Source organism: Actinomycetota bacterium (assembly GCA_030017835.1).
In the GTDB taxonomy this organism is placed as follows: Bacteria; Actinomycetota; Aquicultoria; order UBA3085; family Oleimmundimicrobiaceae; genus Yes70-04.
In genome coordinates, this window is sequence record JASEGU010000006.1 from 15,453 (window position 1) to 37,783 (window position 22,331).

The 22,331-nt window shown below is 53.8% G+C and carries 26 protein-coding genes; 2 read left to right on the plus strand and 24 right to left on the minus strand.

Annotated elements, in window-relative coordinates; all coding sequences use genetic code 11:
• Nucleotides 1-11 precede the first annotated feature (11 nt).
• The 5 genes from QMD53_02695 to fabZ all read right to left on the minus strand — a co-directional run bounded on the left by QMD53_02695 (nucleotide 12) and on the right by fabZ (nucleotide 2,768).
• A complete protein-coding gene (locus QMD53_02695) occupies nucleotides 12-557 on the minus strand; it encodes a GerMN domain-containing protein (protein MDI6799566.1) in 546 nt (181 codons plus the stop codon).
• A gap of 242 nt (nucleotides 558-799) precedes the next feature.
• Nucleotides 800-1,633 (minus strand): stalk domain-containing protein, encoded by an 834-nt coding sequence (locus QMD53_02700; GenBank protein ID MDI6799567.1) that lies wholly within the window; start codon nucleotides 1,631-1,633, stop codon nucleotides 800-802.
• Nucleotides 1,545-1,754 carry a choice-of-anchor Q domain-containing protein gene (locus QMD53_02705; protein ID MDI6799568.1) on the minus strand — a complete coding sequence of 70 codons (210 nt, stop codon included), beginning with the start codon at nucleotides 1,752-1,754 and terminating at the stop codon, nucleotides 1,545-1,547. Before QMD53_02705 ends, QMD53_02700 begins: the two co-directional genes overlap by 89 nt.
• Before the next feature lie 54 nt (nucleotides 1,755-1,808).
• Nucleotides 1,809-2,180 carry a right-handed parallel beta-helix repeat-containing protein gene (locus QMD53_02710; GenBank protein MDI6799569.1) on the minus strand — a complete coding sequence of 124 codons (372 nt, stop codon included), beginning with the start codon at nucleotides 2,178-2,180 and terminating at the stop codon, nucleotides 1,809-1,811.
• 165 nt (nucleotides 2,181-2,345) lie between these two features.
• Complete coding sequence (fabZ, locus tag QMD53_02715) at nucleotides 2,346-2,768, minus strand: 3-hydroxyacyl-ACP dehydratase FabZ (protein ID MDI6799570.1); 423 nt, start codon at nucleotides 2,766-2,768, stop codon at nucleotides 2,346-2,348.
• A gap of 118 nt (nucleotides 2,769-2,886) precedes the next feature.
• Between fabZ and QMD53_02720 the strand changes: the two genes are divergently transcribed.
• Nucleotides 2,887-3,921 (plus strand): DUF3048 domain-containing protein, encoded by a 1,035-nt coding sequence (locus tag QMD53_02720; GenBank protein MDI6799571.1) that lies wholly within the window; start codon nucleotides 2,887-2,889, stop codon nucleotides 3,919-3,921.
• Here QMD53_02720 and murA read toward each other — a convergent pair.
• From murA to QMD53_02795, 15 genes are all read right to left on the minus strand, one after another.
• A complete protein-coding gene (gene murA, locus QMD53_02725; GenBank protein ID MDI6799572.1) occupies nucleotides 3,918-5,198 on the minus strand; it encodes a UDP-N-acetylglucosamine 1-carboxyvinyltransferase in 1,281 nt (426 codons plus the stop codon). The two genes, QMD53_02720 and murA, sit on opposite strands and share 4 nt — an antisense overlap.
• Nucleotides 5,199-5,444 carry an AtpZ/AtpI family protein gene (locus QMD53_02730; GenBank protein ID MDI6799573.1) on the minus strand — a complete coding sequence of 82 codons (246 nt, stop codon included), beginning with the start codon at nucleotides 5,442-5,444 and terminating at the stop codon, nucleotides 5,199-5,201.
• Between the two features lie 28 nt (nucleotides 5,445-5,472).
• The gene (locus QMD53_02735) at nucleotides 5,473-5,922 is read right to left on the minus strand and encodes a cytidine/deoxycytidylate deaminase family protein (protein ID MDI6799574.1); all 450 of its coding nucleotides are present in this window, start codon (nucleotides 5,920-5,922) and stop codon (nucleotides 5,473-5,475) included.
• Between the two features lie 25 nt (nucleotides 5,923-5,947).
• Nucleotides 5,948-7,201 (minus strand): serine hydroxymethyltransferase, encoded by a 1,254-nt coding sequence (gene glyA / locus QMD53_02740; protein MDI6799575.1) that lies wholly within the window; start codon nucleotides 7,199-7,201, stop codon nucleotides 5,948-5,950.
• Nucleotides 7,201-7,668 (minus strand): ribose 5-phosphate isomerase B, encoded by a 468-nt coding sequence (gene rpiB / locus QMD53_02745; protein MDI6799576.1) that lies wholly within the window; start codon nucleotides 7,666-7,668, stop codon nucleotides 7,201-7,203. The genes glyA and rpiB overlap by 1 nt, the downstream gene beginning before the upstream one ends.
• Before the next feature lie 118 nt (nucleotides 7,669-7,786).
• Complete coding sequence (locus QMD53_02750; protein ID MDI6799577.1) at nucleotides 7,787-8,422, minus strand: L-threonylcarbamoyladenylate synthase; 636 nt, start codon at nucleotides 8,420-8,422, stop codon at nucleotides 7,787-7,789.
• Nucleotides 8,422-9,303: a peptide chain release factor N(5)-glutamine methyltransferase gene (gene prmC / locus QMD53_02755; protein MDI6799578.1), complete on the minus strand. Its 882-nt coding sequence runs from the start codon at nucleotides 9,301-9,303 to the stop codon at nucleotides 8,422-8,424. The genes QMD53_02750 and prmC overlap by 1 nt, the downstream gene beginning before the upstream one ends.
• A 20-nt stretch (nucleotides 9,304-9,323) precedes the next feature.
• Nucleotides 9,324-10,394 carry a peptide chain release factor 1 gene (gene prfA, locus QMD53_02760; GenBank protein ID MDI6799579.1) on the minus strand — a complete coding sequence of 357 codons (1,071 nt, stop codon included), beginning with the start codon at nucleotides 10,392-10,394 and terminating at the stop codon, nucleotides 9,324-9,326.
• A 17-nt stretch (nucleotides 10,395-10,411) separates the two neighbouring features.
• On the minus strand, nucleotides 10,412-11,476 hold the full coding sequence (locus tag QMD53_02765) for a DUF1385 domain-containing protein (protein ID MDI6799580.1): 1,065 nt from the start codon (nucleotides 11,474-11,476) through the stop codon (nucleotides 10,412-10,414).
• A complete protein-coding gene (thyX, locus tag QMD53_02770; GenBank protein MDI6799581.1) occupies nucleotides 11,461-12,132 on the minus strand; it encodes an FAD-dependent thymidylate synthase in 672 nt (223 codons plus the stop codon). The genes QMD53_02765 and thyX overlap by 16 nt, the downstream gene beginning before the upstream one ends.
• A 44-nt stretch (nucleotides 12,133-12,176) precedes the next feature.
• Nucleotides 12,177-12,428, minus strand: coding sequence for a 50S ribosomal protein L31 (gene rpmE / locus QMD53_02775; protein MDI6799582.1), 252 nt, complete (start codon nucleotides 12,426-12,428; stop codon nucleotides 12,177-12,179).
• 88 nt (nucleotides 12,429-12,516) lie between these two features.
• Nucleotides 12,517-13,842, minus strand: a complete 1,326-nt coding sequence (gene rho / locus QMD53_02780; GenBank protein ID MDI6799583.1) for a transcription termination factor Rho — start codon at nucleotides 13,840-13,842, stop codon at nucleotides 12,517-12,519.
• Between the two features lie 41 nt (nucleotides 13,843-13,883).
• Nucleotides 13,884-14,540 (minus strand): fructose-6-phosphate aldolase, encoded by a 657-nt coding sequence (fsa, locus tag QMD53_02785; GenBank protein MDI6799584.1) that lies wholly within the window; start codon nucleotides 14,538-14,540, stop codon nucleotides 13,884-13,886.
• A gap of 18 nt (nucleotides 14,541-14,558) precedes the next feature.
• Nucleotides 14,559-15,512, minus strand: a complete 954-nt coding sequence (locus QMD53_02790; GenBank protein ID MDI6799585.1) for a hypothetical protein — start codon at nucleotides 15,510-15,512, stop codon at nucleotides 14,559-14,561.
• A 2-nt stretch (nucleotides 15,513-15,514) separates the two neighbouring features.
• Nucleotides 15,515-16,567, minus strand: a complete 1,053-nt coding sequence (locus QMD53_02795; protein ID MDI6799586.1) for a 2,3-diphosphoglycerate synthetase — start codon at nucleotides 16,565-16,567, stop codon at nucleotides 15,515-15,517.
• A gap of 100 nt (nucleotides 16,568-16,667) precedes the next feature.
• Between QMD53_02795 and QMD53_02800 the strand changes: the two genes are divergently transcribed.
• On the plus strand, nucleotides 16,668-16,832 hold the full coding sequence (locus QMD53_02800) for a hypothetical protein (GenBank protein MDI6799587.1): 165 nt from the start codon (nucleotides 16,668-16,670) through the stop codon (nucleotides 16,830-16,832).
• 31 nt (nucleotides 16,833-16,863) lie between these two features.
• On the opposite strand, the gene QMD53_02805 is transcribed toward QMD53_02800, so the two are convergent.
• The 4 genes from QMD53_02805 to QMD53_02820 all read right to left on the minus strand — a co-directional run bounded on the left by QMD53_02805 (nucleotide 16,864) and on the right by QMD53_02820 (nucleotide 22,285).
• A complete protein-coding gene (locus tag QMD53_02805; GenBank protein MDI6799588.1) occupies nucleotides 16,864-17,679 on the minus strand; it encodes a metallophosphoesterase family protein in 816 nt (271 codons plus the stop codon).
• Nucleotides 17,680-17,840: 161 nt separating this feature from the next.
• Nucleotides 17,841-20,054: an amylo-alpha-1,6-glucosidase gene (locus QMD53_02810; protein ID MDI6799589.1), complete on the minus strand. Its 2,214-nt coding sequence runs from the start codon at nucleotides 20,052-20,054 to the stop codon at nucleotides 17,841-17,843.
• A 10-nt stretch (nucleotides 20,055-20,064) separates the two neighbouring features.
• Nucleotides 20,065-21,096, minus strand: a complete 1,032-nt coding sequence (locus QMD53_02815; protein MDI6799590.1) for a glycosyltransferase family 4 protein — start codon at nucleotides 21,094-21,096, stop codon at nucleotides 20,065-20,067.
• Complete coding sequence (locus QMD53_02820; protein ID MDI6799591.1) at nucleotides 21,083-22,285, minus strand: cofactor-independent phosphoglycerate mutase; 1,203 nt, start codon at nucleotides 22,283-22,285, stop codon at nucleotides 21,083-21,085. Before QMD53_02820 ends, QMD53_02815 begins: the two co-directional genes overlap by 14 nt.
• Nucleotides 22,286-22,331 lie beyond the last annotated feature (46 nt).

The window sequence follows — 22,331 nt, forward strand, 5'->3', positions numbered from 1 at the left end:
TATGGGAAAACTTATCTTTCTGATCCAATTAAATCTTCGTTACGCTCAAAAACCTGAACCCTAAAATCGAAGTTGCTGCCTATAATATCCAGCGATTTGCCCTCACTCAAGAACTTGACGCTCTTTATCTCTTTGAATTCAGTGAGCGTATTAACTACCGAGTATATAGTCATGGCTTCGGCCGCGCTACCGAGCATATAGTTATCCACGAAGCCTTTATTAAAATTGACATAAGCGAACTCATCCTTTATTTCTATATCGAGAAGCTCGGTCTCCTTCGGAATCGTAGCGAAGCGACCGCCGATCTTGGGCCCTTCGATCAGGGCGCTTAAGGCCACTTCTGGTGCGACCTCCGCTCCCCCTTCAAGCGCCCTCTCCTCGACAAGCAAAAAATTTGCATCTTGGTCAGCAAAGTATAGGGTCAAGATGCCCTCGTCGTGACGGTTTTTAACCGGGGAAGGCTCAAGTTTTGTGCCATCATCCTCAAGACAACCCGAAACGAACGCGAAAGTCAGTAACCCAGTCACTACCAGAGCCAAGACCTTTATTTTCTTCATGTCGCTTCCTTTCAAAAAGCTTAGAACTGAATAATTTGTTGACCTAAAAAAGAAAAACCCAAAATCATTTGGGCGGGATCTAATATTAGATTATATAGATGTTAACATAAAGCCGGTAATCTTTCCAGAGAAATCTTGGATTTATTCCTGGTCCACTTATAATAGTTTTGCAAAACATAGAGGCCCCAATATTTGGGGCCTCTAACCTCATTCCTTCTTACTGCTCTCTTTGCCCTATCCCATCAATAGGTGATGGTCACGGTCTGAGTCGTCTTGTTCCAGGTGACGGTGGCTCCAAAGGCCTCTGCTACCCATCTTGCCGGGAGCATGGTCCGTCCGGGAGGAGTCGTCTCAGGAGAGACGTCCATCTGGCTAGCTATTCCGTTCTTGCTCAAGGTCTTGCTGCCGATGACCAACTTAACCACGGTGGAACCCTTGGTTAGAGTAACGGTCTTAGTGGCCGCATCCCACTTGACATCCTTTTCGGCTATCCCCAAGGCGTAGGCCAGATACCTGACCGGAACATAGGTCCGGTTATTCTTGACGTAGGGGGCGACGTCCATGTTGCTTGTGCTGCTTCCCACCGTATAGCTCTTTTGACCTATCCTCATGGTGGCGGTGGTCAGAGTGCTAGCTCCCTTGATGGCTACCCCACCGGGATCGGATATCATCCCGTTGGCCAGGCCATCGGCGTCTCCGAGCCCTCCATCGGTCAGGGTGAGGATGAGGACGTTATCCCCATCATTATCTGAGATGAGGGAGGTGCAGTTTACCCACTTGCCTCCTAGGTACTTCCAGTACTCACTGCCGGCCGGTATCTTGTCCGGGAAGGTGATGGTCACCTTGATGGTGGAGCCCGCATTCACCTGGGTTACGTTGAAGGAGAATAATCCGTAAGGAAAAGTGTAGCCGGTTGGGGCTCCGGATGGTATATCCTTCTCCAAGGTATGGGTCAGATTTCCGAAGGCTCCGGTATCGGTGCTGAATCTAACGTTTAGATAGCCCTCGGTGTAGGGGAGGACGCCACCTCCGCCGCCGCCTCCTCCGCCAAGCGGTGGATGTTCCCTTATACTCATAGGCTCCGATATCTATGCCGGCCCCTTGAGGACGACGGGCCACTCCCCGCTGATCGGTAGCGGGAATACCTTCACCCGTCGCGCCGGTATCTATGGCCGAGGAGCCTAAGAGGAGAGCCATGGTCATTGTGGGCCCGCCGTTCTCGGCCAGGGCGCCGAGCTTTGGGGTTGTCCGTTATGATGTTGGTTCCGCCAACATAGCCCCTTGAACAACCGAGTAGCTGACAACGGGGATAGGCCCGGCATCATAATTTAATATCTCACCGCCGCCGTTATCCCAGAGAATGGTGTTTAAGATTGACGGGCTGCTGTTTGAGGAGTTATAAATCCCGCCACCATAGCCGGAGCCGGTCGTGTTGCCGCTGAAGGTGCAGTTGGTGATAGATGGGTCGCTAGAGCCGCCGTTATACATCCCGCCGCTGCTGCTGCTGGTCGCCGTGTTGTCGCTGAAGGTGCAACCCTCGATGGTTGGGCTACTTTGGTCGTTAAAAATTCCGCCGCCGCTGGAGTTATCGCCAATCGCTTCATCTGCATTACCGCCCGTTATGGTGAAGCCATCTAGGATGGTGGCGGAGGTAACCGAGGCCGATTACGCCTAACTTTGCTTTAAAATTTTCAATAGCATCATCTAAAGACACCGCATCTACCATAATTTATTCGTCTTTTCGGGAAAACTAATAAATGTTATCACAAGGCCTAACCCCTGTCGAACTCACTTGATGGCGAACATGATCTCGCCCGAGGCGGCAAGCTCCCCGTTTACTGTCGCTTTGGCCACCCCGATGCCGATGGGCCCCTTGGACTTTATGACTTCTGTCTCGAGGGTGAGCTCATCGCCCGGCACGACCTGTCTTTTGAATCTGACCTTGTCGATGCCGGCAAAGAGAGCGATTTTGCCCTCATTTTCGGGTTTTGATAGGAGAACGACCGCTCCGACTTGGGCCAAGGCCTCGACGATCAAGACGCCCGGCATTATGGGACGACCGGGAAAATGGCCGGGGAAGAAGAAGTCACCCTCCTTGACCACTTTAAGCCCTACGGCCCGCACCCCCGGTTTGAGTTCGGTTATGGAGTCGAGTAGAAGGAACGGCTCACGATGAGGTATTATCTTTTTGATCTCGCCCAAGTCGAGCATTCTTGGTCCTTTCCAAAAATCGGTTCTTGGTTTAAAAAGTTTAGACTTAACGCATTGATAAGACAAGCCAGTCCCTTATGATATAATCTTTTATCATTCATGAAACGAGGAGTGAACTGTGAACAAAAATGTCGGGGTAGCGGCGGTAGCGGCGCTGGCCGCCATCGTGCTGGCTTTGGGGGCTGGATTCTATATCAACTCAACCAATCAGACGGCTGACCAGGTGATTGAAGAGGAGAAGTATTACTGCATGGCCTGCGGAGAGGAGGTTGCAGAAGAGACCGATGCGACCTTGCGCCCGCTTGCCGTGATAATTGAGAACCACCCCGATACCCGGCCTCAATCGGGACTTGAGGACGCTTGCATAGTCCATGAGGTAGTCGCCGAGGGGGGAATAACCAGGTTTTTGGCCGTCTATCTTCATGACAAGGTCGATTCCGTCGGCCCTGTACGGAGCGTGCGCGACTACTATGGCGAGATGGCCAAGGGCTTTGAGGCCATACTAGCCCACTGCGGCGGTTCACCGGCCGGTTATAAGGCTATAAAGGACTTGAAGCTGGACGATTTGGATGAATTTGCAAATACGGGCGCCTATTGGCGCTCTTCCAAGCACAAGCGACCGCATAATCTCTATACCTCGACTGATAACTTGAGGGAAAAAGCCAAAGAGAGAGGTTTTGAGGATCTGGCCACCTTTAAGCCCTTCGAATTCAAAGATGACGCTCCCACGGCCGAGCGGCCAAGCTCGATGGAGGCCAAGATAAATTTCTCATCGCCAGAATTTTTGGTCGCTTACGAATACGAAATGACTAGCAATTCATACCTCCGCTCGATGGGCGGCAAGGTCCATCGGGCCTTAAGCTCGGGCAGACAGCTTTCCGTCAAAAACGTCCTTATCCAGGTGACATCGATCAAGGTGATCGATGAGATGGGACGGGTTAAGGTGGCCAATGTGGGCCGCGGTCTCGCTTACGCTCTTTTGGATGGCCAGGTTATAGAGGGTAAATGGGTCCGCGATTCTTTAAAAGACAGCTTAAGATTCTATGACATAACCGGGAGCGAAATCGCCTTAAATCGGGGGCCCGTTTGGATAGAGACGGTCTCACTTAAGGATGTGTTGAGCTTTGAGACCGAAGAGAAGGCCGAAGGTTAAAGAGTGATCGATTCCCGCTCGGACGAGCGGGTTATCTCGGCTCCGAGGGACTTGAGCTTGCCCTCAAATTCCTCATAGCCCCTATCGATATGAGAGATATCCATGACCTCGGTCGTCCCGTTTGCGGCCAAGGCCGCCAGAACCAGAGCCGCTCCACCTCGAAGATCCGTCGCCCTGACGGGAACCCCGCTTAGGTTGGGGACGCCCTTGATGAGGGCGTGCGGTCCGTGGATGCTTATGTCGGCCCCCATCCGGACGAGTTCGGGTACCAGGATGAATCTATCCTCGAAGACATTCTCGGTAATGACGCTGCTACCTTGCGCCAAGGTCAGAAGCGTCATCATCTGGGCCTGCATATCGGTCGGAAAACCGGGATAGGGCAGGGTCGATATGTGCAGGGGCCTAAAAGGGGGATGGCTTTGACCTATCTTGAGGCCGCCTTCCACCTGCTCGACCGATGCCCCGGCTTCCTTCAATTTTTCGATGACGATCTCCATGGACTGAACGGGGACATCCTCCATTATTACATCGCCGCCGGTCATGGCGGCGGCCACCATGAAGGTTCCGGCCTCGATGCGATCGGGAATTATCCGGTGTTCGATGTTGCCTCCCAGGCCGCTTACTCCCTCTACCGTCAAAATCGATCCCCCGGCCCCCTCTATCTTGGCTCCGAGCCCATTTAGAAAGGAGATTAGATCGACGATCTCGGGCTCTTTGGCCGCATTTTTGATTACCGTCTTGCCTTTGGCCATGACCGCGGCCATCAGAATATTTTCGGTCGCTCCCACGCTCGGAAATTCGAAGTCTATCTCCTTTCCAACCAGACCATCGGCTTTGGCCTTTATGAAGCCGCCCTCGACGTTTATCTCCGCCCCCAGCTCCTCAAGAGCCCGAAGGTGATAGTCGATCTTGCGAAGGCCGATGTTGCAGCCGCCCGGAAGAGCTACCTGGGCCCGGCCAAGCTTGGCAAGCAGGGGACCGAGAACGATTATGGAGGCCCTCATCCTATTGACGAGTTCGAAAGGAGCCTCGGGACACAAGGAGGTGGTGGGCTTTATCATAAAATCATTCGAAGGCAGAAATCCGGCCTCGAGGCCGAGAGCCCTCAGGACGTCGGCCATGATCAAGACGTCGCTTATCTTGGGAACGTTCTTTAGGATGACGGGGTCATCGCTTAAAATCGAGGCGGCCATCAACTTTAGGGCGGCGTTCTTGGCCCCGCAAACCTTGACGCGGCCGACAAGGGGGTGGCCACCTTTTATTATGAATCTTTCCATTTAAGCTCCAAAGCCTCCTTCTTGGCCATCTTCCTTCGTTAATCGATAGAGAAAGTAGAGGGAGATGAAGAGGCCGGCAAGGAGTGAGATTATGGTGAAGGCGGGAAAGCTGCCCGCCCAAGTGTCGATCAAAAAACCAGAGAGAAACGCCCCGATAATCCTAAAACCCAAATCGAGGCCGATCCTACCATATCTGGCGATAACCTTGAGCCAGACCTTTTTCTGCTTGTCACCTTCTTTAGCCACACAAACACCTAAAGGGTTTTGGGCGGCCTCAAATGCTCCGAATTATCAGGGCCGCCTCTTTGATAAAGCCTGTCGTCATCTCATCGGGATAATTCTCTTTATAGACAATCTCTTTGATGCCGGCATTTATCAGCATCTTGGTGCAGAGTATACAGGGCTGGTGGGTGGTGTAGAGGACCCCGCCTAAGATCTCGGTGCCATAGAGGGCGGCCTGGATGATGGCATTCTGTTCGGCATGAAGCCCCCGGCAGAGTTCGTGCCGCTCACCGGAGGAGACCTTTCTCTCCTCCCTCAAGCAGCCCGTCTCAAGGCAATGGGCGATCCTCGACGGGGCGCCGTTATAGCCGGTCGTAAGGATCCTCTTATCCTTGACTATTACGGCCCCAACCTGCCTTCTCAAGCAGGTCGAGCGGGTCCTGACCTCTTCGGCTATCCGCATGAAATACTCATCCCAGGAGGGACGGCTGTCTCTTTTCAAATCTCTCTCCGGTATATCCAGTAAGTCAGTTTTGGCCGAATTCCGAGTAGATGGGGAAGCGGCCACAGAGCGAGGCCACCCCTTCCTTAACCTCACCCAAGACGGCCTCATCACCCTTGTTTTTAAGGACCTTGGTGATGAGCTGACCTATCTCCTCCATCTCGGCCTCCTTCATGCCGCGTGTGGTAACGGCCGGAGTTCCGATCCGGATACCGCTCGTCACAAAGGGGCTCTTGGTCTCGAAGGGGATGGTACTCCGGTTCAGAACTATGCCGACCGACTCGAGTAGGACCTCGGCCTCTCGGCCAGTAATATCGTTGCTGGTCAAATCGACCAGAAATAGGTGGTTATCCGTGCCGCCCGAGACAAGGCGAAAGCCCGCCTCGCTTAAGGCGGATGCCAATGTTTTGGCGTTCTTCACGATCTGGGCCTGATACTCTTTAAACTCTGAACTCAAGGCCTCTTTGAAGCAGACGGCCTTGGCCGTTATCTCGTGCATGAGGGGACCGCCCTGGATGCCGGGAAAGACCGCCTTATCGAGAGGAGCTGCAAACTCCTCTTTGCAGAGGACCATCCCGCCCCTTGGCCCTCTTAGGGTCTTGTGCGTGGTGGTCGTAACGAAGTGGGCGTGGGGCACGGGATTTGGATGGACGCCGGCCGCAACCAGCCCGGCGATGTGAGCGATATCGACCATCAGATAGGCGCCGACCTCATCGGCTATCCTTCTGAAGGCGGCAAAATCTATGATGCGAGGGTAAGCGCTGGCCCCGGTGACTATCATCTTTGGCCTCTGTTCTTCGGCTATCCGCATTATCTCATCATAATTTAAGGTCTCGGTCTCTTTATCGACGCCATAGAAGGCGAAGTCGAAGAGGCGCCCGGAGAAGTTGACCGGGCTGCCGTGGGTGAGATGGCCGCCGTGAGAGAGCTCCAACCCCAGAACCTTATCGCCCACCTCAAGGATGGATAGATAGACAGCCATGTTGGCTGAGGAGCCGCTGTGGGGCTGGACGTTGGCGTGCTCGGCCGCAAAGAGCTCTTTGGCCCGCTGGATGGCGATCCTCTCCACCACGTCTATGTGGCCGCAGCCGCCGTAATATCGCTTGGACGGATAGCCTTCGGCATACTTGTTGGTCAGAACGGAGCAGGTGGCCTGCATCACGGCAATGCTCGCAAAGTTCTCGGAGGCGATGAGCTCTATGGTCTCTTGCTGCCTTGCAAGCTCAGCCGAGGTGGCCTTGGCTATTTCGGGATCGACCACGGATAGATGGTGCTTCATTAATCTCCTCCTAATCTGGAATCTTTCTGATCGTTTTCGATCTGGGCTATCTTGTTTACCCGTCCAACGTGGCGACCGGCCTCAAAATTGGTCGACAGCCAGAGCTCGACTATCTTCTCGGCCTGGCCCTGGGCTACCAGACGGCTGCCCAGGGCCAGTATGTTGGCATCGTTGTGTTTGCGGCTCAAGGAGGCGCACTCTAAATCGTTGCAGACGGCCGCCCTTATCCCCTTGACCTTATTTGCGGCCATGGCCATCCCTATGCCCGACCCGCAGACGAGTATCCCTCGCTCAAACTGACCGAAAGCTACGGCATTTGCCACCTCTTTGGCAAAATCGGGATAATCAACCGAATCGGTGCCGACGGTGCCAAAATCAAAGAACTGGTCGCCCTTTTCGGTCAAAAACCGTTTGAGATCCTCTTTAAGCTCATAACCTGCATGATCGGAAGCAATAGCTATCTTCAATTGACCTACAAGCCCCTCTCCATTTCTGTCTTTCAAAAAATATACCTATAAAATTAACATCAAGATTGGATTTCGTCCAACCTTGGCGCCGTTCCATGGGTGCGAAATAACGACGTCTTTAAGGATCGATGAAATCTTTTAGTTGATCGACAGGGATCGCCCCTTCCCTCAGGATGCGAGGCGGACTGACCGTGATGTCCAAGACGGTCGATTCCCTCCCGAGCCTGGTCCTTCCAGCGTCGATGATCAGGTCGACGCGGTCCTCTATTTGAGATGCTTCATCTGCGCTTATTGGACTTGGATCTCCCGAGACATTTGCGCTGGTAAGAGCGATGGGAGCGCCAAATTCCTTCATGACGGCAAGGAGGAGGTCGTCGCCTGGAAACCTTATCCCCACCCCCTTTAAGCCTCTGGTTATCGTGGATTGGACCGCTTCACCCTTCGGAAAGATGAGGGTGAGCGGACCTGGCCAAAACCTATCCATGAGGGCGGCGGCATAAGGGGGGATCTCGCTTACCAAGTCCTTTAAGAGACCCCTTTCGAATATGGCCACGGTGAGTGGTTTATCGAAATGGCGCCCCTTGACTTGGTATATCTTCTCTATGGCGGCTGGGTTTGAGCCGTCAGCGGCCAGACCATAGACCGTCTCGGTCGGGACGACCAGAATACCGCCTTTCTTAAGAACGGCGGCCGCCTTGCGGGCGACCTTTGAAACCTGGGTGAAAGAGACGACCTTAACCCTCTTTTGCCCCATCAATCTATCCTTTGAGAGTTCCTTGCAACGACCACCCGATCTAAGCCGGCGTAGTCTTTGGAGACATCGACCCAATTGAAGTCATCGGTCGCCATTATCAGAGATTGCACTTCTTTTGCTTGGCCCCATCCGATCTCAAGTATCAAATAGCCTCCGCCCTTCAGGTAGTTTGACGAGTGGGGGATTATTCTCCGATAGAAGTCGAGACCGTCATCGCCGCCATCTAAGGCAAGGATCGGTTCGAAGTCTTTGACCTCTTTGGGAAGACCGGCCAGATCACCATGCTTGATGTAAGGCGGATTGGAGAGCATCAGATCGAAGGAGCCGAAATGATCGGGGCCCAGAGCTGAAAAGAGATCCGACTCGATGAAACTGACCCGGCCATCAAGCCCGTTTTTGCGACCGTTCTTTTTGGCGATCTCAATGGCCAAAGCCGAAATGTCGGTCGCCCAGACCTCGGAGTTGGGGATCTCTTTGGCCAGGCTCAAAGCCAAGGCGCCGCTCCCCGTCCCCAGATCCAGAGCCTTTATGGGATTGGACTTAGCCCCTTTTATCATCTTCAAGGCCCTATCGACCAGAAGCTCGGTCTCATTCCTTGGAATCAAAACGTCCTGTGAGACCTCCAGATTAATATTTCGAAACGGCTGCTCGCCCAGGATGTAGGCTAGCGGCTCCCCCTTGATCCGCCGTTCGACCATGTTCAAGAAGTAATCGATCTGTCCCTTGCTCAGCCTCTTATCGAAGTGGAGATAGAGTCCGGAGCGATTAAGCCCTAAAGCCTTGGACAAGAGGCTCTCGGTCTCAGCCAAATGACCTGCAACCTGCGACTTCTCCAGCAAGCCCTGCGTGGATTTAAGTATGTTTACGACGGTTGGGTTCATTCCTCTATTTTGCCTCCATTTTAAACGGGTGACTCCCCGAGCTGCGAAGCCCTTTCGACCATGGTCAAGGCCTCAATTATCTCGGCGATGTTGCCTTCAAGTATCGACTCCAGGTTGTAAAGGGTAAGTCCAATGCGATGATCGGTCACGCGGCTTTGCGGGAAATTATAGGTCCTGATCCTTTCGCTCCGATCGCCCGTTCCAACCTGAGACTTCCTTGACTCGGCGATCTCTGATCTCTGATCTTCGAGCATCTTATCGTGAAGGCGGGCCCTTAGGATCTTCATGGCTCGCTCCCTGTTTTGGAGCTGGGAACGTTCCTCTTGGCAAGAGACGACCATGCCGGTCGGAAGGTGGGTGATGCGCACGGCCGAATCGGTGGTGTTGACCGATTGGCCGCCCGGACCGCTGGAGCGAAAGACGTCTATTTTGAGATCGTTTGGATTCACTTCGACCCGGGCATCCTCCACCTCGGGCAGGACGGCCACGGTCACGGTAGAAGTATGGATGCGCCCGCCCGATTCGGTAACCGGAACCCTCTGAACCCGGTGAACACCAGACTCATATTTGAGGCGGCTGTAGGCCCCCCGCCCCTTCACCTCGAAGATGATCTCTTTGAAGCCGCCAAGATCGGATGGGTTGCTGCTCAAAATGTCGAATTTGTAGCCGTTCTCCTCGGCATATCTGGTATACATACGGTATAGTTGGGCGGCAAAGAGACTGGCCTCGTCCCCACCGGCCCCCGCCCTTATCTCCAAGATGACGTCCTTTTCATCGTTTGGATCCTTGACCGTCATCATCAATTTTATCTTCTCTTCCAATTCCAAGGCTCGCCTTTCGGCCGAAGCAATCTCCTCGCACAGGAAGTCTTCCATATCCTTGTCGCTCTCGCCGGCCAGAAGTAGACCGGCCTCTTTGGCCGCCTTTTGAGTCGCCCGATACTCTTCTATCGCGGTGGCGACATCGGATATCTCGGCGTGGGCCTTGGCATATTCGGCATATCTCTTGGGATCGCTTAAGGTGTTTGGATCTGTGAGCTTTTCGGATATCTCGCGGTAGCGCTCCCCTATTTCATCAAATTTTTCCAGGATATGAGGCTCTAGAGACATTATTGAAGGATCTCCACCACTTCTGTTTCATTCAGGTCACCCAGTTCTAAAAGACGCTTGAGCGAGACCAAGGCCACCTCGATCTGCTGGGTTGAGGGCTCCTTGGTCGTCAGCTTTTGAAGATAGAGCCCCGGAGCAAGGATCGCCCTGACCAAGAAATGGCTGCCATACTTTCTGGCCAGCTTTATGATTTCGTAACTTAAGCCCACCACCAGGGGGGCAAGGAGTAGACGCTCGGCTATCCTAATCATGAGCGGCGGCCGCCCCAAAAAGGCGAAGACCAGTATAAGAATGGTGAAGGCGATGATGATGAAGGCCGTCCCGCATCCGACGTGAAGGGGGCTATGCTTGGCGGCCGCCTCTACGGTCAACTCGTCGCCGGCCTCTAGGGCATGGATCACCTTATGTTCGGCTCCGTGGTACTCGAAGACGCGCCCTATCTCTTTGGAGTGAGATATGACGAGAAGGTAGGCTATAAAGAGGGCTACCCTTATCAGGCCCTCAAAGAAGCTTATCAAAAAGGGGCTCTCAAGACTCCTCGCCCCAAAGGCTATGAGATAACTCGGTATGATAATGAAGAGGAGTATGGAAAAGCCAAAGGCCAAAAGAACGCTGAAGAAGATTTCGCCCTTGCCGAGGATGATGGCTTCCTCATCTGACCCTTCGGTCTCTTCGGCCATGTTGAGTGAGAGGGTGATGGCTTTAGTTCCCAAAACGAGCATCTCAAAGAGGGAGGTGATCCCCCTTAGGACCGGGATCTTAAGGAGGGATTTCGCAAATCCGCCCCTCTTGATTTGAGCTTCCTCGACGGCTATCTCGCCGTCCTCTCTCCTGACCGCAATCACCCAGTTATCTTTGGAGCGGAGCATGACCCCTTCCAGGACGGCTTGGCCGCCGACCTGAGCCGAGTTCGATGGAGAGCACCTCACGAGTTGTCCGAGCGAATGCTTTAATTTGTAGCTGAAATTGATCTTCAATATTTCACCAATTATCAATGAGAGATGTTTTTGGAAGGGATACGACTTGGCCTCAAAGCAACCAAGGGGCGCTAGATCTTCTTCCAAGGACGACCGCAACTGAACTTGCCCTCTTTGCAGGGCCCCCTATTGCAGGCCGGACCGGCCTTTGCAAAAAGGAGCGGGGCGACCGATTTCACCTTATCCAGCATACCCATGGCGAGCCCCCTTATCTCCCACTGAGCCCGCTCGCAACAGCGCAGTTCGAAGAAGTGAAGAAGCTCTCTGGCATTCATCGTGATCACTATCTTGGTCTCGGCCGCGTTGGGAAGGACATATCTTGCGTCTTCGGCCTCTACCCCTGCCTCTAAGAGATCTCGATAGACCCGGTGAGTCGCCTCGCAGATCCTCGTAAATATCTCTTTTAACTCAAAGTTCTCACCCACGGCCGGCGGCACTATGAAATCTGGGCTCTCGGCATACTTGACGTATCGCTGTGACTGTTGATTGTAGGAGGCGATACGATGTCTTACCAGCTGATGGGAGCAGGCCCTCGATATTCCACCCACGGCGAAGGTGAAGACGGCGTGCTCAACGGCGCTTAGATGGCCTGAGCCGATTATGAGGGTGACCATCTTTTCGACCTCATGATCACCTAGGTTCTTTAACAGCTCATCGGCCCCGATGGGCGCGTAGCAGAGCCGGGCCGCCGCGGCGACCGTTCTCTCTGGATTTGGGGTAAACTCCAAAAGGTTAACGTTCAATCAAGACCACTTCAATCGCTAGCTCTATTTGAAGGCGAGACTGCTTAAACCGGCTCTTCCTCTTTGACCTTGTCTCCCTTGGCCTTAGGCGCCTCGGCCTTTATGCCGTATTTCTTCTGAAATCTCTGAACCCTGCCGCCGGCATCTATCAGCTTCTGCTTGCCGGTGAAGAAGGGGTGACACTTGGAACAGATCTCCACTTTCAGCTCGGACTTGGTCGAGCGGGTATTTAAGCTCTCTCCACAAGAGCAGGTGACCAAAGACTCCTTATATTCGGGATGAATATCTTTCTTCAAAAAATTCCACCTCCAACCCTAATTTAGCCCACAGGCAAGGGAGATGTTAGCACAGGGGAAAGGTTCTTGGCAATCCCTTGAGCGGCCTTTAGCCCGAAGGTAGGGAGGTCTTCTGAACCTGTTGTAAGAACTCGGCATTGGAGCGGGTCTGCTTGACCTTGTCGATCAAGAGCTCTAAGGCGGCCATGGCATCGAGGGAGTGCAGCACCCTTCTCAGCTTCCAGACCTCTTGGGCCTCGGCCGGATCCATCAAGAGCTCTTCCTTCCTGGTGCCGCTCTTTTCTATATTGACGGCCGGGAAGATGCGCTTGTCGGCAAGCTTCCTGTCCAAATGGATCTCCATATTGCCGGTCCCTTTGAACTCCTCGAAGATGACCTCGTCCATCCTTGAACCCGTCTCGACCAGGGCGGTGGCCAGGATGGTCAGACTGCCGCCATTCTCGATGTTTCTGGCCGCCCCAAAGAAGCGTTTGGGCGGATAGAGGGCGGTCGAATCGACGCCGCCGGAAAGGATACGGCCGCTCGGCGGAACGGAGAGGTTATGGGCCCTGGCTAAACGGGTGATGCTGTCGAGCAGGATGACCACGTCTTTGCCCTGTTCGACCAGACGCTTGGCCCTTTCTAAGACGAGTTCGGTCACCTGGACGTGATTTTCGGCCGGCTGATCGAAGGTTGAGCTGACCACATCGCCGCGTACGGAGCGCTCCATATCGGTCACCTCTTCGGGACGCTCATCGACCAAGAGGACTATCAGCATTATCTCGGGATTGTTGGCGGTTATGCTGTTCGCTATCTGTTTTAAGATGGTCGTCTTTCCGGCTTTGGGCGGAGAGACGATGAGACCCCGCTGCCCCTTTCCGATGGGAGCTAAAAGATCTATCACCCTTGGGGCTATCTCATGACCTGCCGTCTCCAAGCGGAATCTCTCTTTGGGATAGATTGGAGTCAGGTTTTCGAAATTCTGCCGCCCCCTGATCAACTCGGGATCGGCCCCGTTGACCTTCTCTATCCGAAGCAAGGCGCTGTACTTCTCGTTATCTTTGGAGGGACGGATGAGCCCCATGACCTCGTCGCCCTTACGGAGGGCAAACCTCCTTATCTGCGAGACCGAGACGTATATGTCGTCATCGCTCGGCAGATAGCCTCCCGTGCGCAAGAAACCGTAGCCGTCGCTAAGGATGTCTAGGATGCCCTTTTTGGTAATGGCGCCATTCCCCTCGATGGGCGGGGCCGGACGTCTCTCGAAGGCGGGTTGCTCACCACCGCCGCTCACCTTTTTTTTGGCCACTATCGCCTCGATGAGCTCGGCTTTTTTGAGCTTCTGCGTTAGATCGATTCCAGCCCCTTGAGCGATCTCACCGAGCTCTGCCATCTTCTTTTTTGCCAACTCTTCCCTTAAATCGTCGTTACCCAACTACATGCACCTGCCTTACGAAGTCTATAAATCACTGTGAACTACTTGGAAAGCTTATCTTTCAACTTCTCCCAGTCTAAGAGAAATGCGTCTATCCCCCGGTCGGTTAGGGGATGCTTTACCATCTGTTTGATGACGCTATATGGAACGGTTGCGATGTCGGCTCCGGCCAGAGCCGAATCGGTCACGTGGATGGGATTGCGCACGCTCGCTGCGATTATCTTGGTATCGAAATCATAATTCCTGTAGGCAGCCACCGCGTCGATTAGAACGGGCATAGCGCTCTGACCAATATCATCAAGGCGGCCCAGAAAGATGGAAGCGTAGGAGGCACCGGCCAGAGCGGCCAAAATGGCCTGGTTGACGGAGAATATCAGCGTCATGTTGACCCGGATTCCCTCCTTGGAGACGACGCTGGTGGCGGCCAAAGCCTCGCTCGTCATCGGCATCTTTATTATCACATTATCGGCAATTTTTGAGAGTTCTTTGGCCTCGGCTATCATGCCCTTGGCGCCTAAGCTTATGACCTCGGCGCTGATGGGGCCGGAGACGGTCTCTGCTATCTCCTTGATGACCTCAGCAAATTCGCGCCCCTCCTTTGCGCAGAGGGTCGGGTTGGTGGTCACCCCGCTTATCACCCCCCAGGAGTTGACCTCCCTTATCTCGTCGATGTTGGCCGTATCTAAGAATAGTTCCAAACCGGATCACCTCTCATGCTATTTTAAATTGGATTTTTGCGTCCCTTGCGTAACCTTGGCGCAGCAGGAGACGACTCTGTCGAGTACCACTTCAAGGGTTTTTATCACGGCCTCATCCAGGTGGTAGCTGGGTATGATGGCCACCTTCTCCTCTCTGGCCGCCGCCTCAAGATGGCCGCCTACCTTCCTGATGCTCTCGAAGTTGGCCCGATAGCGCTTGAAGGAGCGGGTCCCCCCCGTATCAACCTCTCTGACATAGAAGTGGCTCTTATGAAGCTCCTCCTCGCCCATGGCGATGACGAGTTGAACGATCAAGGCATCCTTGAGCCGGTTTAAGTTTATAAGGCCAGGAACCAAGTGAACGCCCTCGATTATCATACTGAAGCCCTCGGTTATAGCCCTTTGAATGACCGCGCTTAAGCCCACGCCCACGGCTATGGCCTGCTCCATGAAGGCTTCGATGACCGGGTCATCCCCCGAGCAGACTGGTATGCGGGCCGCCCTCCAGGCATCGAAAGAGGAGTGGTAGAGTACGGGCATCAGTTCCTTGGAGAGAAGCTTCCTCATAACCTCACGGATGGCGTCGGAGGGGACGATGTGGGTGATTCCCAGGCGGTTTCCGATTTCGGTAGCGATGGTCGATTTACCCACCCCGGTCGTGCCGCCGATGAGGACGATGAGCGGGCGATCGAGCTTGCCCAGAGTCAACCAGTTCTCATACTTTTTGGCATACTCCAAGCCCACCTTCGACTCAATCATCTCGATGGTTATCAGGCTCAAATCCGGACTCTTTATCGAATAGGTTCCATCACTTTTCAGCCTATCCTCGATGGAGCGGGCTATATCGTACGCGTCTAAGGGCGATATCCCGGTAGCCATGATCGAGGAGGCGATCAAACCCTTGGAGAAGGGAAGACCGTGCTGGCGGTCGCTTATCAAGATGGTCTTCTCTTGGTTGTTATCCGTATTCAATCTCAACTTCCTTTGCTTTTGAAATCGGCTTTCGCCCTTTCGGCCAGAGCGATGGTGGCCTCATTGAGCGGTCTGTAACCTTCGAGCGTGATCGGTTCGTTATCAAGGTAGACGACCTCTTTGCCCGCCGTAAGACTGAAGTCGGTCACCACATCGACCGATGCCGCCTTGAGTTCGGTCAACACAGTATCGTATCGACCGGATAGACCGGCCAGGTCCCGCCTGAGATCGGCCCTGTTGGACAGGCTGGAGCTATGCCCAACGATCTTGCAGCCATATCTCTCTTCGAGATATCCCATAAGCAACGGGGCGGCCTGCGGGCTGGCGGTGGTGGCAAAAAAGGCCCTCTTATTTTCGATCGAAGATAAGGGAAGAGGCCTAAATACCGTCCTTATCACCTCAACCTGTGGCTTGATATCCTTGATGACCTTCTCGATGAAGCTCACCTTCTCCAGGCTTGAGAGAGGCTCTTCACACATGGTCAGAACAACAATATCGCTCATCAGAATCCTGTACGGGCCGAAGAACCCTTTGATATATTCTATGGGCTGGTGGGTCCCGACGACCACGACCCTTGCCTCCGTATCTATCGGAGGAAAGACCGAGCCGCTCCCTTCCAGGATCACGAATTCGCCCTCTAAGGTATTGGCCAGGCGGGCTCCGTCCAAGACGTTGGACATGAAGGGCGATCCAACCATTCCACCGCCGCAGCGCCTGCAGCCTATGGTTGTCACCCGAGCCATCAAGGCGTCCTCGTAATGATCCGAGGCGGCGTGCTTACCCATCCGGCTCGCATTAAGGAGAAAACTTGGGCTAAGTTCCACCTCTCTTCCCAGTATCACCTCCGGCTTGCTGGGACCGCCGCGGCCCATTGCCACCACGAGCGGCATAAACGAAGCCTTATCAAGAACGCGGCATACGTAGGCCGAAACGGCCGTCTTGCCGACCCTCTTGCCGGTTCCAATTATCGAGATCGAGGGCTTCTCCAAGATATCGTGAAAATTGGGAGGATCGAAACGGAAATCGGCTCCCAGATATGATGCGCCAGATTTCAAGATGCGGCTTGCGAACTCGAAGCGCTCATGGTACCCGACGATCGGCTCATCGCTTAGATCTATAACTAGACCTGGCTGAAAAGTATCCAGAGCCTCCTCTATGGCCGAGAGGGCATCTTTTCCCCAGACGACCGTAAAACCGAGCGATGAGAGGCTCTTATCTTCGGTAACCTTTTCAGTCCCGCCGATGAATACGACGGCGACGATATCGTATTTTAGATCCTCTTCGATGCGCCTTAAAGTCCCCTCGATGACCGGAAAGTAATGCTCCCCATCGACAAGGGCGATGGCCTTCTCTATGTCAGCTCACCGCTCTCAGCATCAATCATTTTCCACTTACAATACTTGCTCTCGCTGAGCGAGAAATCGACGAGTAAAAACCTCTCTCCAAAGGGAAAATGGCGATAGATCGCAATGCGATCCCCCTCGGCTCTGATCACGTTATAGCAGGGCTTTGTCCTTCCCCTGACCCGCAAGGTAGAGACGGTTCCGGCGTTTACGACCGTGAGGTTTTCGATCCTCCAGACGTAAGGGACATGCTTGTGGCCGGATAAGACTATATCGACACCGTCCATTATCAGCCTCTCCAAGACATCCCCGGCATCGAAGACGATGTTGCGCTCCCGCCCGGTCCCCGGGATGGGAAGGAGGTGATGATGCATGGCCAAAACCTTAAGACTCTCTTTCCCCTTTTCGAAGTGGTAGGTGGCCCACTCCATCCTTTCGCGGCCGACCTGCCCGCTGTCTAAATCCGGCTCACTGGAATCGACCCCGACTATCAAGACATCATTCGAACTCAAGACGGAATTTCTGGGACCGAAGGCATCCTCGAAGTGGACGTAGCCGACGTTTCTGGAATCGTGATTACCCGGAACGATGAGGATGTCCTTACAATCTATCTCCGAGATAAAGCTCTCGGCCGTCTTGAACTCTTGGCTGAAGCCCTCGTTAACCAGGTCTCCGGTTATGACGACTATGTCCGGTTTGATCTCGTTTATCTCACTTATGGTCCGGCTCATCAGGTTGGTTATAAAATACTGGCTGCCGGCATGAATGTCAGATATGTGAACTATGGTAACGGGCTTTTTTAGGCTTTTCTCTGAAGCAGCCAACGGGTTCTCCTGGCTAATCACCCAATCAAAGGGTGGGTGGGCTTTAAGGGTTTAAAGGGTATAAATCACCGGGCAATAAAGACTTCCGTTAATCTACGATACAATGAGGTGGTAGTCAACTAGATTTTACTAGAAATTCGAGCAAGGTCAATAGGGTGGGTCTACTCCTCCATGATTATCGTTATGTTGCCCTCTTTTCGTATGAGCATGAAGCTCGTTATATCATCCCTCTGGATGAAGGATATGTCGAAGGAGCCGGAGCCGACTTTCAGACCCAAGAGCTTAACCTCTTTGAGCCAGGGTGGAAGAGTTGGAGAATTGACGTAGAGGACGCCTTTCTTGGCATCGGGGCTTAGACCCAGCATGGCCTGGAGGATCATGAACATGCTTCCGGCCGCCCAGGCCTGTGGAGTGCAGGCGACGGGATAGTCGATCGGCCAGCCCTCCCCCTTGCGGGTAAATCCGCAGAAGAGTTCGGGAAGACGGCTGTAAGGGTGATGGACGGCCGTTTCAAACATGCCGGTTGCCACCGTCTCGACCGCGAAATTGAAGCCGTACCTCTTGAAGCCGCGGGCGATTATGGCGTTATCGTGCGGCCAGATGCTGCCATTGTGATAGCTCATCGGGTTGTAGTTCTTGGCCGTTTTGGAAAGGGTCCTGATCCCCCAGCCAGAGAACATATCGGGGGCCATCAAGCGATCCTTCACCTCTTTGGCCTTGTCAAGATCTAGAATGCCCGTCCAGAGAGCCTGACCGGGATTGGAGGTGATGCTCTTGACCTGGTTCTTATCTCCATCTAGGGCCATGGCCAGAAAGCTCTCTCCCTCCATCCAGAAGTGGTCGATGAACTTATTCTTGAGCGCGTTTGCCCAAGAGATGAGCGATATAGATTTCTCCTCCTCCCCCAATGTCGAGTATATCTCGCCCATCCTCATGAGGGCGTAATAGACGTAGCCCTGCACCTCGACCAGAGCGATGGGAGCCTGGGCCGGACTGCCGTCTAAGTGGCTGACGGCGCTATACGAGTCCTTCCAGCCCTGATTGGCTAGACCCCTCTTAGCCTTCCTCTCGTACTCCACGAAGAGGTCGCCGTCTTTGTCCCCGTAATTCTTTATCCAGTCGATGGCCGCATCTAAGTTGGGCTTTATCGACCTTAAGAAATCGACATCACCGGTCCACTTGAAATACTCGCTGACCAGGATGAGAAAGAGTGGGGTCGAATCGATCGAGCCATAATATGGAGTATGTGGTATCTCCTTGATGTTGGCGAGTTCGCCCCTTCTCAGTTCGTGGAGGATTTTGCCGGGCTCCTCGTCCCGCCAGGTGTCCTCAACTTGACCCTGGTAGAGGGCGAGGAATTTTATGACATCTCTGGCCAGTTCACTGCAGAGCGGCAGGGTCTGGATGGCGACTATGGCGCTGTCTCGACCGAAGGGAGAGACGAACCAGGGGACTCCGGCCGCTATCATCCGGCCGTGACCCATCTCGGTCACCAGCATCCTGATGTCGTCCTTGCTCCGTTTTGTGAGCCGATCGAAGAGGGAGTTGTCCGTCTCGATCTTCAAACACTTCATCGCATTGAGGTCGTATGACTCCTCAAGCTCGCTTAGGGTCTGTTTGTAATTATCACTTAAGTGGGGTTTTTCATCCCCGACTACCGGAACGACCGAAAAGCTCAAGATCGATTTGGAGTTGGCCTCGATCCTCAAATTGAATTCCAGGCTGGCCCCGGTCGAGTTGAAGTTGACCGACGAGGGCTCCTTGGAAAAATGTATCTCCGTTCGGCGGAAGACATCGTCTAGACCAAGGTAAGCGAAGGTTAAGGTCTTGCCTTCCATCTGGGGAGAGAGCAGCTTGCCCCTGGTCTCCCTCTTTAAGCCCCTGACTTCGAAGATGTCGGCAAAATCGGAGTCGAGTTTGAATTGGAGCTTCAATTCGACCGGAAAGGCATTGAAGTTCTCCACCCGCACCCGGTTGGAAAGACCGTTGTGGACGAGCCTGAGCTGACGAATATTTAGGGTCTCTTGGGGGATCTTGACGCCGTTCTGCTGAAGATCGGGGTTAGTGCACTCCACCCTCTCCATGTAGCTCACCTCGACCGTCGAGGCGAGAAAGACCGGGATACGGTCGCCCACCCGAAACTCGAAACAGCTCAGAAAGCGGGTATCCTGATAGTAGAAGCCAAAGCCGCGGGTATTATTCTCCGGGACATCCCCCTCCATGGTGGTCAAGAGGAAGTAGTCGCCCTCTTTGGTGGTTAGGACCTTCTCCTTAACGTCGACGATTATGAAGGGTATGCCCTTGTTGAGTATCCTGTTTGTCGCCTCGACCTCTTCTTCGAAGACCCGGCCGTCCGGCCCGATGATATTGCCCAAAACAATCCCCCTAGCGCTTCATCAGTATTTTTTCAAAGATGGCCTCATAATCATCGACCATGCGCAAGACGCTGAATCTCTCTTCGGCATACTTCCGGCAAGAGGCCGGGTCGATCTCACCCACCCGCTTAACCGCTTCTGCCATCTCATCGATATCTTTGACGATGAAACCGCTAACCCCATCCTTAACTATCTCAGGGACGCTCCCGAAGGGAAAAGCAATAACCGGCGTTCCACAAGCCATGGCTTCCGGCATGACCAGACCGAAAGGCTCGGGCCACTGAAGCGGAAATATGAATGCTTTAGCCAGTTCTAGCAGCTCTCTTTTCTTCTTATCGGATACTTCCCCTAAAAACTTGATTTGGTCGCCATCGATGTGGGGGGCGATCATATCCTCGAAGTATTCGCTGTCGGCCCCCGGATCGACCTTGCCGGCCATGATGAGCCTGACGCCGGCCCGCTTGGCCACATCGATGGCCAGATGAGGCCCCTTGAGCGGGCTGAACCTGCTCAAAAAGACGAAGTAGTCCCCTTTATCCTTTTGAAACTTATAATGATCGGTATCGATGGCGTTATAGACGATGCCGGCATAATTGAGCTCAGGGAGTCCGTTTTTCTGAGCCAGACTGATGGCGTTGTAGTAACAGCCGTCCTTGAACATCCTAAAAAATCTCTTATTTTGATCGGTGAAGGAGCCGTGCAGGGTGGTCAAGACGGGGGTCTTGACGATGGAGGCCATGGCTATGGCGATGTCTCCGGAATGGTTATGGATGATGTCGAACTCATCCGCCATTCGAAAGGCCTGGGTAGCATGGATTAAGTCGACCGAATGACCGCCCTTCACCATGACTTCCCTGGATGGCTTGGTATGGTAGGCCGATACAAGTTTGGCCCGGGTCTTGGAGTCACCGGTGGCAAAGAGCGTGACCTTGTGGCCCCTCTTGACGAGTTCCTCCGTCAAGAGGGAGACCACGAGTTCGATGCCGCCATATCTTAGGGGGGGCACCCTCTCCCAGACCGGTGCAAGTTCAGCGATGCGCAAATGGTTCTCCTTTCGATAGCAATTCTCCCATGAGCTTAAAGCCGGCCGTAACCTTTATCGGGCTCCTCTTAGCCTGAGCCTCATCGAATGAGGTGGCCCCCTCTCTCTCATCGGTTGAATCATAGACGAGAAAAGGAACCGCCTCGCTAGTATGGGTCCTTACCGAGACCGGAGTGGGATGATCGGGGGCGATAAGAAGGCGAAAATCGCTTCCCGCCAATCCCTCAACGATCGTCTCCACCACCTTCTCGTCGAAATCTTCGATGGCCTTGACCTTGGCCTTGGCGTCTCCGATGTGGCCAGCTTCATCCGGCGCCTCGACATGAACGAAGATGAAGTCGAGATCGGCCAGGGCTCTTAAGGCATGTTCTCCTTTGGCCTTGTAGTCGGTATCGAGATAGCCGGTCGCTCCGGGCACCTTTATCACCTTGAGCCCCACGGAGCGGCCCAGACCCATGATTAAATCTACGGCAGAAATGACCCCGCCCTTTAGGGAAAATTTATCGAAAAATGAGGGTATATCGACGGCTCTCCCTTGCCCCCAGAGCCAGATCATATTGGCCGGTCTCTTGCCATCGGCCTGCCGCTTGAGGTTGATGGGATGTAAGGCCAGAGCATCCTTCGATGAGAGCATCAGCTCATTTAAATGTTTGACTCTGGGATCCTGTGAGAGATTATCAAGGACTAGGCCGCCGACCACATCGTGCGGAGGAGTGAAATCGATACCCTCAAAATCGCCCCTGCTTACCATGATGTGGCGGTAGCTCAATCCCGGATAGAAACGGAGACCATCATCGGCGAAGAAATCATTCAGAGCCGAGATGAGCTCGCTCGCCTCTTCGCTCGAAATGTGACCCGCGCTGTAATCGGCTATCCTATCGTCCAGGACCGTTATCAAGTTGCAACGAAAGGCGTACTCGCCCTCTTTCAGCTCTATTCCAAGCTGGGCCGCCTCGAAAAAGCCGCGCCCGGTATGATACTTCAGCGGATCGTAGCCGAGAAGAGACATATTGGCGACATCGCTTCCGGGGTTCATGCCCCTTGGGATCGTATCGACCGAGCCGATTATCCCGCGCTGAGCAAGAGAGTCCATGTTGGGCGCATTTGCAAACTGGAGGGGAGTCTTATCGCCAAGCTCTCTCAAGGGGTAATCGGCCGCGCCGTCTGGCACAAGGAAGATGTATTTCATGCTGTTTCAATCTCCTGTCTTAGGGGTCTTTGGTCCTTTTTGAAAG

Bases quoted from the DNA above. Each gene is read 5' to 3' on its own strand.
- QMD53_02695 (MDI6799566.1), bottom strand. From the start codon at position 557: ATGAAGAAAATAAAGGTCTTGGCTCTGGTAGTGACTGGGTTACTGACT.
- QMD53_02700 (MDI6799567.1), bottom strand. From the start codon at position 1,633: ATGAGTATAAGGGAACATCCACCGCTTGGCGGAGGAGGCGGCGGCGGA.
- QMD53_02705 (MDI6799568.1), bottom strand. From the start codon at position 1,754: ATGGCTCTCCTCTTAGGCTCCTCGGCCATAGATACCGGCGCGACGGGT.
- fabZ (MDI6799570.1), bottom strand. From the start codon at position 2,768: ATGCTCGACTTGGGCGAGATCAAAAAGATAATACCTCATCGTGAGCCG.
- murA (MDI6799572.1), bottom strand. From the start codon at position 5,198: ATGGAAAGATTCATAATAAAAGGTGGCCACCCCCTTGTCGGCCGCGTC.
- glyA (MDI6799575.1), bottom strand. From the start codon at position 7,201: ATGAAGCACCATCTATCCGTGGTCGATCCCGAAATAGCCAAGGCCACC.
- QMD53_02750 (MDI6799577.1), bottom strand. From the start codon at position 8,422: ATGGGGCAAAAGAGGGTTAAGGTCGTCTCTTTCACCCAGGTTTCAAAG.
- prmC (MDI6799578.1), bottom strand. From the start codon at position 9,303: ATGAACCCAACCGTCGTAAACATACTTAAATCCACGCAGGGCTTGCTG.
- QMD53_02800 (MDI6799587.1), top strand. From the start codon at position 16,668: ATGGCCGAGAGGGCATCTTTTCCCCAGACGACCGTAAAACCGAGCGAT.
- QMD53_02820 (MDI6799591.1), bottom strand. From the start codon at position 22,285: ATGAAATACATCTTCCTTGTGCCAGACGGCGCGGCCGATTACCCCTTG.